This is a genomic window from Enterobacter sp. 3U4, from assembly GCF_057224565.1.
On sequence record NZ_CP136665.1, the window covers coordinates 1,908,523 to 1,921,416 of the forward strand.

Annotated in this window: 11 protein-coding genes and 1 pseudogene; 8 read left to right on the plus strand and 4 right to left on the minus strand. The window is 52.9% G+C overall.

Annotated elements, in window-relative coordinates; all coding sequences use genetic code 11:
* Nucleotides 1-259 precede the first annotated feature (259 nt).
* A complete protein-coding gene (locus RVY89_RS08970; RefSeq protein ID WP_484827585.1) occupies nt 260-1,393 on the plus strand; it encodes an acyltransferase in 1,134 nt (377 codons plus the stop codon).
* Nucleotides 1,394-1,410: 17 nt separating this feature from the next.
* On the opposite strand, the pseudogene RVY89_RS08975 reads toward RVY89_RS08970, so the two are convergent.
* Nucleotides 1,411-1,608, minus strand: a pseudogene (locus RVY89_RS08975) (AbgT family transporter); the annotation flags it as partial.
* Nucleotides 1,609-1,981: 373 nt separating this feature from the next.
* On the opposite strand from RVY89_RS08975, the gene uspE reads away from it, so the two are divergent.
* Entirely contained in the window at nt 1,982-2,932 is a 951-nt protein-coding gene (gene uspE / locus RVY89_RS08980) for a universal stress protein UspE (protein ID WP_023335478.1), read from the plus strand.
* A 120-nt stretch (nt 2,933-3,052) separates the two neighbouring features.
* On the opposite strand, the gene pntB is transcribed toward uspE, so the two are convergent.
* Together pntB and pntA are read right to left on the minus strand one after the other, a co-directional pair.
* On the minus strand, nt 3,053-4,441 hold the full coding sequence (gene pntB, locus RVY89_RS08985; RefSeq protein ID WP_024909329.1) for a Re/Si-specific NAD(P)(+) transhydrogenase subunit beta: 1,389 nt from the start codon (nt 4,439-4,441) through the stop codon (nt 3,053-3,055).
* A gap of 10 nt (nt 4,442-4,451) precedes the next feature.
* On the minus strand, nt 4,452-5,981 hold the full coding sequence (gene pntA, locus RVY89_RS08990) for a Re/Si-specific NAD(P)(+) transhydrogenase subunit alpha (protein WP_484827586.1): 1,530 nt from the start codon (nt 5,979-5,981) through the stop codon (nt 4,452-4,454).
* 535 nt (nt 5,982-6,516) lie between these two features.
* Between pntA and ydgH the strand changes: the two genes are divergently transcribed.
* The 3 genes from ydgH (at nt 6,517) to folM (ending at nt 9,790) form a co-directional block, all read left to right on the plus strand.
* Nucleotides 6,517-7,461 carry a DUF1471 family protein YdgH gene (ydgH, locus tag RVY89_RS08995; RefSeq protein WP_484827587.1) on the plus strand — a complete coding sequence of 315 codons (945 nt, stop codon included), beginning with the start codon at nt 6,517-6,519 and terminating at the stop codon, nt 7,459-7,461.
* 184 nt (nt 7,462-7,645) lie between these two features.
* Entirely contained in the window at nt 7,646-9,028 is a 1,383-nt protein-coding gene (locus RVY89_RS09000) for an amino acid permease (protein WP_484827588.1), read from the plus strand.
* A gap of 39 nt (nt 9,029-9,067) precedes the next feature.
* Nucleotides 9,068-9,790, plus strand: coding sequence for a dihydromonapterin reductase (folM, locus tag RVY89_RS09005; RefSeq protein ID WP_484827589.1), 723 nt, complete (start codon nt 9,068-9,070; stop codon nt 9,788-9,790).
* Here the strand turns inward: folM and RVY89_RS09010 are convergent.
* On the minus strand, nt 9,787-10,122 hold the full coding sequence (locus RVY89_RS09010; RefSeq protein WP_045910346.1) for a GlpM family protein: 336 nt from the start codon (nt 10,120-10,122) through the stop codon (nt 9,787-9,789). The genes folM and RVY89_RS09010 overlap by 4 nt on opposite strands.
* A gap of 128 nt (nt 10,123-10,250) precedes the next feature.
* On the opposite strand from RVY89_RS09010, the gene rstA reads away from it, so the two are divergent.
* The 3 genes from rstA (at nt 10,251) to rstB (ending at nt 12,849) form a co-directional block, all read left to right on the plus strand.
* Entirely contained in the window at nt 10,251-10,967 is a 717-nt protein-coding gene (rstA, locus tag RVY89_RS09015; protein WP_021241154.1) for a two-component system response regulator RstA, read from the plus strand.
* Between the two features lie 247 nt (nt 10,968-11,214).
* Nucleotides 11,215-11,475: a hypothetical protein gene (locus tag RVY89_RS09020; RefSeq protein ID WP_484827590.1), complete on the plus strand. Its 261-nt coding sequence runs from the start codon at nt 11,215-11,217 to the stop codon at nt 11,473-11,475.
* Nucleotides 11,476-11,550: 75 nt separating this feature from the next.
* Nucleotides 11,551-12,849, plus strand: a complete 1,299-nt coding sequence (rstB, locus tag RVY89_RS09025) for a two-component system sensor histidine kinase RstB (protein ID WP_045910344.1) — start codon at nt 11,551-11,553, stop codon at nt 12,847-12,849.
* The last annotated feature ends 45 nt before the right edge of the window (nt 12,850-12,894 follow it).

Sequence of the window (12,894 nt, forward strand, 5' to 3'; positions counted from 1 at the left end):
TAGAACCGTTTTCGAAGCTCACTCCTTACACTGTAAGCCATGCCGAGCATGGCCAATATACTTCACATTACCGAAGCGAACACTTCTACAAGGTTCTTGGGGCGTTTCAGGAACCCTCAATGCGCAGACCATTAAGTATTCGCCGGGATGCCACTGTTCTTCTTGAAAAGAGGATTGCCATCTTTAACATCAGAGATGAACAAAAAGAGTAAGTAAAACCCACCACAACTGAGCTTTCATTCGAAAACCAGAAACCATTATGCAGCGGCAACTATTGCATGTTTGGCAGCGATTTGAGATGCTTGCGCGATCGCCAGCATTATGCTGCTATGATTCGGTATTTATTTCTAAAATGGAGCCTGTAATGAAAGAAAGGAATGCTTCTATTGAGGTTTTAAGAATATTTTGTTGTTTTCTTGTCGTGGGTATTCATATAGCACCTATGTATGACTTGTACATAAAAATGGACATTTCAAAGAATGAGATGGTATCAGCACTATTAGTGCAAAGTCTTGTTCGGGTTGGGCTGCCTGTTTTCTTTATAATTAGCGGGATGTTTTTGCTAAACAGAAATATCGATAATATAAAAGCATTCTACCGCAAGAGATTAGTGTCTCTTCTTATTCCTTTCTTTGTCTTCTCATTCATTCATTTCTTTATAGCAATTAAGTTCATTTCAGGTTCTGATTTGCAGATGTCAATGAAGTCTTACTTTGATGGGCTGATGATCTCAACAGGAATTTCAGTTCATTTTTGGTTTGTGTATGCAATGGCTGGAATTTATATCATCACCCCGCTACTTAGTTATCTTTTTAGTGGGTTGTCAAGTAAGCACGCGCTTTCTGCACTGGTTTTTATACTTTGTATTAAGGGTTATAATCTGTATCTAAAGGGATATATTCAAGGACTGGAAATCCCAGACCTAAGTACTTGGTTGGCTTATTTCATGATCGGCGGGTTAATACCAAAGCTTAGAAAGCTAGCAGCCGTGACAGCTGCAATGATTGTGGTGGTAGGATACTTGATGACTGTTGCAGCTACTTACCTGCAATTTAATGGTGGTGGTACATTCTTTTATGCTCCTTTTGATGCAGGATTAAATATGTACGTTTTTGCCGCATCATTAACTTATTTGTTTTATTGCCTGGAAATAAAGCCTGGGGATACCACAACAAAACTAATAGGCGTTGTTGCCGAGGCGAGTTACGGGGTTTACTTAATACACCTGATCATTGCAATGCTGATTGCAAAATATATCAACCTGTCGTGGTATGTTGGCAGCTCATTTTCGTACACGCTGCTTCTCACCATGGTTGTTTTTATTGTTTCTTTCACATTTTCGTTTGCTATAAATCTTCTTGTGATTAATCCTTTATTGCGGTTAATAAAATAACAAAAGGCCACCTTTGGTGGCCTTGCTATCACGATAGAGCCCGCCATCTCCTTCATCGGCCTGATCATCAGCTGCGGCAGATCGCCCTGACGGCGGATTTTGTCGGTAGCGATACCGTAGGCGAGTGAAACAACAAAGAAGAAGAGGATAATCAGCGGCACGATGCCCTGAATAAACGGTGACGGCAGGACGGTATGTTTAACCGGATCGCGCAATCGGCATACTTACCATTCCAGACACACTTAAGCATGCTGGTCGCTTTCTGCCGGGGCTAACCCTACCTTTATTGCGACTCAGATGGGCCATGAGGATTCAAGGATGGTTTATGAGGTTTACGCGAAGTGGATCGGTGATAAGGACAAGGACCAGGTTGCCATCATCAACAGAAGAATTCTTGCTAATATGCCCCCGTCACGCCCCCAAGGCGATTTGAAATCAAAGAAAATGCTTTGAAATCAGCATGCAACAACATTAAGTAATAAATTTTCATGAATTATTGATCTGGCAAAACCTCCCCTCTGTTTCATTCAGGATATATAGGTTACTCTTTTAATTACAGACTGTGGTGACAGTAGTAAGGAGACCTGTATGGCCAAGTATCAAAACATGCTGGTAGCTATCGATCCGAATCAGGACGATCAGCCGGCATTACGACGTGCTGTGTATTTACATCAACGGATTGGTGGCAAAATCAAAGCGTTTTTGCCGATCTATGACTTCTCGTATGAGATGACCACCCTTCTGTCCCCTGACGAGCGCACCGCTATGCGTCAGGGCGTCATCAGCCAGCGTACCGCGTGGATCCGTGAACAGGCGAAGTATTACCTGGAAGCGGGCGTGCCCATTGATATTAAAGTGGTCTGGCATAACCGACCTTTTGAAGCCATCATCCAGGAAATTGTCGCCGGTGGGCACGACCTGCTGCTGAAGATGGCACACCAGCACGACAAGCTGGAATCCGTGATCTTCACCCCAACCGACTGGCACTTGCTGCGTAAATGCCCTTGCCCGGTCTGGATGGTGAAAGACCAGCCGTGGCCTGAAGGTGGGAAAGCCGTTGTGGCGGTAAACCTCGCGAGCGAAGAGGATTACCACAACTCCCTGAACGAGAAGCTGGTGAAGGAGACTATCCAACTTGCCGATCAGGTCAATCATACCGAAGTGCATCTGGTTGGCGCCTATCCGGTCACCCCGATTAACATTGCCATTGAGCTGCCTGAATTTGACCCAAGCGTGTACAACGACGCGATCCGCGGTCAGCACCTGCTGGCCATGAAAGCGCTGCGCCAGAAATTCAGCATCGATGAGAAAATGACCCACGTGGAAAAAGGGCTGCCTGAAGAGGTGATCCCGGACCTGGCGGAACACCTGCAGGCGGGGATTGTGGTGCTGGGCACCATTGGCCGGACCGGTATTTCTGCCGCGTTCCTCGGAAATACCGCGGAACAGGTGATCGACCATCTGCGCTGCGACCTGCTGGTCATTAAGCCGGATGAGTACCAGACGCCGGTTGAGCTGGACGATCCGGAAGACGATTAACCCCCAACGCCCGGCGGCGCAGGCTTGCCGGGCCTACAAAATCGTAGGCCGGGTAAGCGTCAGCGCCACCCGGCAATAAAAAAACCGCCGAATTCGGCGGTTTTTTCGTTTCAACGCAGCTTACAGCGATTTCAGAATCGCATCCACGCTGGCTTTAGCATCGCCAAACAGCATATGGGTGTTCTCTTTGAAGAACAGCGGGTTCTGCACCCCGGCATAGCCGGTATTCATGGAGCGTTTAAACACAATCACGTTCTGCGCCTTCCACACTTCCAGAACCGGCATCCCGGCAATTGGGCTGCCCGGGTCGTCCTGTGCAGCAGGGTTAACGGTATCGTTGGCACCAATGACCAGCACGGTGTCGGTGTCGGCGAAATCATCGTTGATCTCATCCATTTCCAGCACGATGTCGTAAGGCACTTTCGCTTCCGCCAGCAGCACGTTCATATGGCCCGGCAGACGCCCAGCCACCGGGTGAATACCAAAGCGAACCTTGATGCCCCGCGCGCGCAGCTTCTCGGTGATTTCCGCCACCGGATACTGCGCCTGCGCCACAGCCATGCCGTAGCCAGGGGTGATGATCACGGAATGCGAGTTTTTCAGCATGTCTGCGGTATCTTCCGCAGAAATTTCACGGTGCTCACCCACTTCTTCATCCGCACTGGAAGAAGATCCATCGGTCCCGAAACCACCGGCGATAACGCTGATGAACGAACGGTTCATCGCCTTACACATGATGTAAGACAGGATCGCACCGGAAGAACCCACCAGCGCACCGGTGACGATCAGCAGGTCGTTGCTCAGCATAAAGCCTGCCGCCGCTGCCGCCCAGCCGGAGTAGGAGTTCAGCATCGAGACAACCACCGGCATATCCGCACCACCGATGGACGCCACCAGGTGCCAGCCGAATGCCAGCGCGATGATGGTCATTACCAGCAGCGCCAGCACCTGCAGACCGACGCTTTCGGTGCGCACAAATACCACCAGCAGTACAAACGATACTACCAGCGCCGCCAGGTTCAGCTTATGACGGTTTGGCAGCATCAGCGGTTTAGAGGAGATCTTCCCGCGCAGTTTGCCGAACGCGACAATAGAGCCGGTGAAGGTCACCGCACCGATGAAGATACCGAGGAACACTTCCGTCAGGTGGATATTCACCAGAATCGGTTCCAGGCCCGGTTCGTGATACAGGTAGCTGTTGAAGCCCACCAGCACCGCCGCCAGACCCACGAAGCTGTGCAGAATAGCTACCAGCTCCGGCATCTCGGTCATTTCAACGCGTTTTGCCAGGCGAATACCAATCGCGCCGCCGATGATCATCGCCACCAGGATCCACGCCACGTTGCCGGTATCCGGCCCGAAGATGGTGGCAATCAGCGCAATCGCCATCCCGGCGATACCAAAGTTATTCCCCTGCTGAGACGTTTCGTGTTTGGAAAGCCCCGCCAGACTGAAAATAAACAGGATTGCAGCAACAATGTATGCGGCTGTCACTAATCCTCCAGACATATGCTACCCCTTACCCTTTACGAAACATTTTCAGCATGCGCTGAGTCACGGTGAAACCACCGAAAATATTGATACTGGCGATCAGCACCGCAATAAAGCTCAGGAAGCTGATCCAGCCGCCGTGACCAATCTGCAGTAACGCCCCCACTACGATGATCCCGGAGATGGCGTTGGTTACCGACATCAGCGGCGTATGCAGCGCATGGGAGACGTTCCACACCACGTAGTAGCCTACGACGCAGGAGAGCGCGAAGACGGTAAAGTGGCCGAGAAACTCTTTCGGCGCAACGTCAGCCAGCCAGCCGAACAGAATAATTACCAGCGCCATGATCGCGTATTTACGCCACGGAGAAGCCGGTTTGGCAGGTTCTTTTGGCGCAGGTGCCGCTTTCGGTGCCGCCTGAGGCTGGGCCGAAACCTGAATCGGCGGCGCAGGCCAGGTAATTTCACCGTCACGGACCACGGTGACGCCGCGCACCACCACATCCTCGAAATCAACGGTGACGCTGCCGTCTTTCTCTTTGCAAAGCAGCTTCAGTAGGTTGACCAGGTTAGTGCCGTAGAGCTGGGAAGACTGCGTTGGCAGGCGGCCCGGCAGATCGGTATAACCGATCACCTTCACGCCGTTAGCGGTGGTAGTCACCTGATTCGCTACGGTATATTCACAGTTGCCGCCGTTTTGCGCAGCCAGGTCGACAATCACGCTGCCCGATTTCATGGAGTCAACCATCTCACGGGTAATCAGCTTCGGCGCTGGTTTACCCGGGATAAGCGCGGTGGTGACAATGATGTCGACATCTTTCGCCTGGGCGGCGAAGAGTTCCATTTCGGCTTTAATAAACGCTTCGGACATCACCTTCGCATAACCATCGCCGCTGCCCGCTTCTTCCTTGAAGTCCAGCTCAAGGAATTCGGCCCCCATACTCTGGACCTGTTCCTTTACTTCAGGACGGGTGTCAAAGGCGCGTACGATAGCGCCCAGGCTGTTTGCCGCACCGATTGCGGCAAGGCCCGCCACGCCCGCGCCAATCACCATCACTTTCGCCGGAGGGACTTTACCCGCGGCGGTGATTTGACCGGTAAAGAAGCGACCGAATTCGTGGGCCGCTTCAACAATGGCGCGGTAGCCGGCAATGTTTGCCATGGAGCTTAAGGCATCCAGCGACTGCGCGCGCGAAATGCGCGGCACGGAGTCCATCGCCATCACGGTCACGCCACGGGCCGCCAGCTTCTCCATCAGCTCCGGGTTTTGCGCAGGCCAGATGAAGCTCACCAGGGTCGTCCCCGGATTCAGCAGCGCAATCTCACTCTCTTCCGGTGCGTTGACCTTCAGAATCACCGGCGACTGCCAGACGTCAGCAGCATCGACCACCTCTGCGCCAGCCTGGATAAAGGCCTCGTCATCGAAACTCGCCAGTTTGCCTGCGCCGCTTTCAACCGCGACCGTAAAACCCAGTTTAAGCAGTTGCTCCACCGTTTTCGGTGTTGCCGCTACGCGGGTTTCATTGGCTAACCGTTCTTTTGGTACCCCAATACGCATAGTTTTCCCTTCCATCGGTTTTTGATGATGGTTTATCGATAAATGCCCGCGGTTTGTATCAATTTTCGCCATCGCGCGAGCGACGAGATATGATTAACCCCGGAAAATAAAACAGTAACAAACTGTCTATAACCTACTGAAAATAGCGCCCGCGATCTACCGCCAGAAAACACTATTTCTTACTTTATCTGTGAAAAATAAGCGATCGGCGTCACTGACAGTGATATTTACCTTAAATTCATTGCCAGAACCGATAAAACGCGCAAGCGAAGCGGTAAAAACATGATATAGCGCCATAAGAGAACAACTTATTAACATTAAATTAACTTGTAAAAGTCATATGCTTTATCAGTTTTACTTGTCAAACGCGTGTTTTTTCAACATATCACTAAATGTTATCGAATAAGGTGATTCAGTAAGCACAGGCAGTGAAAAATGGCGCAGACAGCGACGGGTTTTAAATGCAATAATCGGGACCGTCTCAAATTAACAACAATACCAGTACATGGTTTGCGCAAGGCGAAGGATCATTTTTATGAAGCTTAAGAACACACTCCTGGCGTCCGCACTTCTTTCCGCGACCGCCCTGTCTGCGAATGCCGCAACAGAGTTAACGCCGGAGCAAGCGGCAGCGTTAAAACCTTTTGACCATACGGTCATTGTGGGTCGTTATAATTCTATTGGCGACGCCGTCGCCGCGGCATCAAAAGCTGCTGATAAAAACGGGGCAGCCTCGTTTTATGTCGTTGACCAGTCCGATTACGGCAACAGCGGCAACCAGCGCGTGACCATTGCGCTGTTCAAAGACAATGCGCCAAAAGCTGACGCACCGAAAAACCGCGTGATCAACGGTGTTGTTGAGCTGCCGAAAGATCAGGCGATTGAGCTGGAACCTTACGATACCGTCACCGTTCAGGGCTTCTACCGCAGCCAGCCTGAAGTGAACGATGCCATCACCAAAGCCGCGAAAGAGAAAGGGGCCTACTCTTTCTACATCGTGCGTCAGGTCGATGCTAACCAGGGTGGCAACCAGCGTATTACCGCGTTCATCTATAAAAAAGATGCGAAAAAACGTGTTCTGCAGAGCCCGGATGCCATCCCGGCGAATTCAGAAGCAGGTCGCGCGGCAATAGCGAAAGGCGGCGAAGCAGCGAAGAGAGTTGAAATTCCAGGCGTAGCAACGACCGCTGCCCCGAGCGCTGAAGTGGGCCGTTTCTTCGAAACGCAGTCCACGAAAGGTGGCCGTTATTCGGTTACGCTGCCGGACGGGACCAAAATTGAAGAGCTGAACAACGCCACTGCAGCGCAGATGGTGCCGTTCGACAGCATCAAGTTTACCGGCAACTACGGCAACATGACGGAAGTCTCTTACCAGGTCGCGAAGCGTGCGGCGAAGAAAGGGGCGAAGTTCTATCACATCACCCGCCAGTGGCAGGAACGTGGTAACAACGTGACCATCAGCGCCGATCTGTACAAGTAACAAAATCGTTTACGAAAGGCGGCGCAATGCCGCCTTTTTTGTTACTTTTTTTGAATTTCTGCCCCACGTCATTGCATGCTTTCGTTACACTCCGTAAAATCCCGCGCCTTAGTGTGATCCACCATTTTTATGCGCCTGAGCGAAATAATTATTCTGGATTTTGACCTTTCATAACAGGAAGCCAATGGAAAAGAAACTTGGCCTGAGTGCTCTGACTGCACTCGTTTTAAGCTCAATGCTGGGTGCAGGCGTATTCAGTTTGCCGCAAAATATGGCCGCCGTCGCCAGCCCTTCCGCGCTCATCATTGGCTGGGGCATTACCGGTGTCGGCATACTGCTGCTGGCCTTCGCCATGCTGCTGCTCACCCGCATTCGCCCGGACCTGGACGGCGGCATTTTCACCTATGCGCGTGAAGGTTTCGGCGAGCTGATTGGCTTCTGTTCGGCGTGGGGATACTGGCTGTGTGCGGTTATCGCCAACGTCTCCTATCTGGTTATCGTCTTCTCGGCGCTCAGTTTCTTTACCGATACGCCTGAACTGCGCCTCTTTGGCGACGGGAATACCTGGCAGTCTATTGTGGGCGCCTCGGTGTTACTGTGGTTCGTCCACTGGCTGGTATTACGTGGCGTACAAACGGCCGCAAGCATCAACCTGGTGGCGACGCTGGCGAAACTGGTTCCGCTCGGGCTGTTTATCGTTCTGGCCTTTATTGCGTTCCGTCTCGACGTGTTTAAGCTCGATTTCAGCGGCGTTGCGCTGGGCGTTCCCGTCTGGGAGCAGGTGAAAAACACGATGCTGATTACCCTGTGGGTGTTCATCGGTGTTGAAGGCGCGGTCGTGGTTTCTGCTCGCGCCCGGAATAAACGCGATGTGGGCCGCGCCACGCTGCTGGCCGTACTGGCTGCGCTCGGGGTCTATCTGCTGGTGACGCTGCTGTCGCTCGGCGTCGTGGCGCGTCCTGAACTGGCGGAAATGCGTAACCCGTCAATGGCAGGCCTGATGGTGAAAATGCTCGGCCCATGGGGCGATGTGGTGATTGCCGCAGGGCTGATCGTTTCCGTCTGCGGCGCTTACCTGAGCTGGACCATCATGGCGGCTGAAGTGCCGTTCCTGGCCGCGACGCACAAGGCGTTTCCACGCCTGTTTGCCCGTCAAAACAAAAACAGCGCGCCGTCGGCATCACTCTGGCTGACCAACATCAGCGTTCAGGTCTGCCTGGTGCTGATCTGGCTCACAGGTTCAGACTATAACACGCTGCTGACCATCGCCTCGGAGATGATTCTGGTACCCTATTTCTTAGTGGGTGCGTATCTGTTAAAAATTGCCACACGCCCGGCGCATTATGTCGTGGGTGTCGGAGCCTGTATTTACGGCCTGTGGTTGTTGTATGCTTCCGGACCTATGCATCTGCTGCTGTCGGTGGTGCTGTACGCACCGGGTCTGCTGGTGTTTATCTACGCCCGCCGCACGCATCAGTTGGAGAACGCGCTGAAACGCCGTGAGGTGGCATTAATTGGACTGTTACTGGTTGCTGCCCTACCGGCAACCTGGATGTTAATGGGATAGCAACGCCTTTCCCATTGTTGAACTGTTAAGGAGAATACGATGGGAAATGCACCGCTTCGCCCAATACTGATTACCGGCGGAGGCCGCCGTATCGGCCTCGCCCTCGCCCATCATTTTCTCAACCTTCGCCATCCGGTCATTGTCAGCTACCGTACGGAATACCCGTCGATTGATGGGTTACGCAAAGCCGGTGCTGTCTGCATTCAGGCTGATTTTTCAACCGATGAAGGCATTCTGGCTTTCGCGGAAAAGGTAAAATCCACCACGACGGGGCTGCGCGCCGTGATCCATAACGCCAGCGCATGGCGTGCCGAAAAACCCGGTACGTCACTCAGCGAAACGCTTTCCGCCATGTTGCAGATCCACGTTAATACCCCTTATCTGCTTAACCACGCCCTGCAGGATCTGCTCCGCGGCCATGGGCACGCGGCGGGCGACATTATTCACTTTACCGATTATGTGGTTGAGCGCGGCAGCGACAAGCACATCGCCTACGCGGCCAGTAAAGCCGCGCTGGATAACATGACCCGCTCGTTTGCCCGCAAGCTCGCCCCCGAGGTGAAGGTGAACGCCATCGCACCGGCCATGATTTTGTTTAACGAAAACGATGATGCGGAGTATCGCCAGCAGGCGCTGAATAAGTCGCTCATGAAAATCGCCCCGGGAGAGAAAGAGGTAATCGACCTGGTGGATTACCTGCTCACCAGCTGCTACGTCACCGGCAGAACCTTTGCCGTGGACGGCGGCCGACCGCTGCGCTAGTGAAAGCGGCTCCAGAAGAAAATTAATAGCCAGGCGCTGAGCCCCCAGCAGACCACCGCCCCGCTCAGCGCCAGTGGGAGACGCAGAAAACCGGTGAAATACCACAGCGAAAGCAGGTAGAGAAAATACGGGATGATTGACCACATGCCAAACACGATGGTCGTACGTAACGCTTCGGTACCGCGTTCAGACGCCACGATATAGTGGGCAATGAGTGCAAAGGTCGGGAAGAGAGGGATCAGCCCGGCAATATAGTAGTTTTTCGTTTTCGCCAGCATGCCAATCAGCAATACCACCAGCGCGCCCAGCCCGGCTTTGATCACCAGCCCCATCTTTTTCCCTGGAATAATCAACTCACAATATCAGCCAGAATAACGGAACCGGCGTTAATTTTGAAAGATTAATGGAAGGTTAAGGTTTCGCGGTGTATGTTGGCTTTTTTCACGAAAACAGACGCTGTATGAATAAGATTGTTTATGTTGAAGACGAACCTGAAGTCGGGCAGCTGATCGCCGCCTATCTGGGTAAACACGATATGGACGTCATTGTTGAACCTCGCGGCGATCGTGCCGAAGAGGTGGTCGTCCGTGAAAACCCGGATCTGGTACTGCTGGATATCATGTTGCCGGGCAAAGACGGCATGACGCTCTGCCGTGACCTGCGCGCCCGTTGGGAGGGCCCTATCGTCCTGCTCACCTCACTGGACAGCGATATGAACCATATATTGTCGCTGGAGATGGGTGCCAATGATTACATTCTGAAAACCACACCGCCTGCCGTCCTGCTCGCTCGCCTGCGCCTCCATTTACGCCAGCACGCCAGCATCGAACGCGAAGCACCGGCACCGTCTCTGACGCCGCACAAAGCGATGCGCTTCGGTACGCTGTCTATTGATCCCATTAACCGTCAGGTGCTGCTCTCTGGCGAGCTTATCGCCCTTTCCACCGCAGATTTTGACCTGCTGTGGGAGCTGGCAACGCATGCCGGACAGATCATGGACCGCGACGCGCTGCTGAAAAACCTGCGTGGCGTGAGCTATGACGGAATGGACCGCAGCGTTGACGTGGCGATTTCGCGTCTGCGCAAAAAGCTGCAGGATAACGCCACTGAGCCCTACCGCATTAAAACCGTGCGTAACAAGGGCTATCTGTTTGCCCCACATGCGTGGGAAACCTAAACGCCTGATAAGATAACCTGCGCGAAATAAAGGGCATTGCGCGACGATGCCTTCTCTTTCGCGCGTTTATTTTTACGTTTGCGCAACAATTGACTTGCTAAGCACGCGAACTGTTCCATAATTACCTTCTCGACTCTCCTTTTTTCAGCTCGCCCCGCTCTCGCAACCATTTTATTCATTTTTCGCCGTGAAGTTTTCACGACATCTCTCCCATAAATCTTGAAATGAGGATTTAAGCCCATGACATATGTATAGCTACAATCGGATAGAAGCCATCAAAACCAATCTTGAGTGGATTGTTAATCAGGCAACCCTGAACCACGCCTCCCCCTCACGCACCGATCAAAAAGCGCTCTTTGACCTGCTGGAACTCATCCAGACTTACGAAATACTGCTGGACCTCATCAGCGAATACGGGACGGATGTGATTGATACGCACATTGCAGAAGGCCTGGCCGTGACGGAAACACTCATCGCCAAGGTAAAAAACAGCGCGAAAGCCATGTAATACGCTCCACAGACGTGAAAAACACGAAGGGTTTTCATGTATATTCTGCACAAAGCGTTTCTTCGGTGAGATCCAATGAAAAAGCTGTTTGTGCAGTTTTATCTTTTACTTTTTGTCTGCTTCCTGGTGATGACCATGCTGGTCGGGCTGGTCTATAAATTTACCGCCGAACGCGCGGGCAGGCAGTCGCTGGACGACCTGATGAAAAGCTCGCTCTATCTGATGCGCAGCGAGCTGAGAGAAATCCCGCCGCACGACTGGGCGAAAACCCTGAAAGAGCTGGATCTGAATCTGTCATTCGATTTACGCATTGAGCCGTTGAAAGATTTCGATCTGGATCCGCCCGCCATGCAGCGTCTGCGCGACGGGGACATCGTCGCGCTGGATGAGAAATACACCTTTATCCAGCGTATTCCGCGCAGCCATTACGTGCTGGCCGTCGGGCCGGTGCCCTATCTTTATTATTTGCACCAGATGCGTCTGCTGGACATGGCGCTAATGGCCTTTATCGCCATTTCGCTCGCGTTTCCGGTCTTTATCTGGATGCGCCCGCACTGGCAGGACATGCTGAAGCTGGAATCCGCCGCGCAGCGTTTTGGCGAGGGGCATTTTACCGAACGCATTCACTTCGACAGCGGTTCCAGTTTTGAACGTCTGGGCGTGGCCTTTAACCAAATGGCCGATAACATCAATGCCCTGATCGCCAGTAAAAAGCAGCTGATCGACGGGATTGCGCACGAACTGCGCACGCCGCTGGTTCGCCTGCGCTATCGTCTGGAGATGAGCGAAAATCTGACGGAAGCGGAGTCTCAGGCCCTGAACCGCGACATTGGCCAGCTTGAGGCGCTGATTGAGGAGCTGCTGACCTACGCGCGCCTCGATCGTCCGCAAAACGAACTGAACCTCAGTACGCCGGATCTACCTGCCTGGCTGCAAACCCACATTGACGACGTTCAGAGCGTGAACCCGCAGCGTACGCTGTTAACGCGCGTCACGCCGGGTGATTACGGCGCGCTCGATATGCGCCTGATGGAGCGCGTGCTGGACAATCTGATGAACAACGCCATGCGCTACAGCGAAAGTACGCTACAGATTGGGCTGGATTTGCAGGGCAATCAGGCCAGCCTGACCGTTGAGGATGACGGACCGGGGATCGCCCCGGAAGCGCGAGAAACCGTGTTTGAACCCTTTGTCCGCCTCGATCCCAGCCGCGATCGCGCCACCGGCGGATGTGGTCTGGGGCTGGCGATTGTCTACTCTATCGCGCAGGCGATGGGCGGCACGGTACATTGCGAGGAGAGCGAGCTCGGCGGCGCGCGCTTCTGCTTTAGCTGGCCGGTATACCATAACATCGCCCTTCCCGTTCCTGCCTGACCTTAACCGCACGCTGGCCTGACCCGGCGTGCTGTGCTATATGAT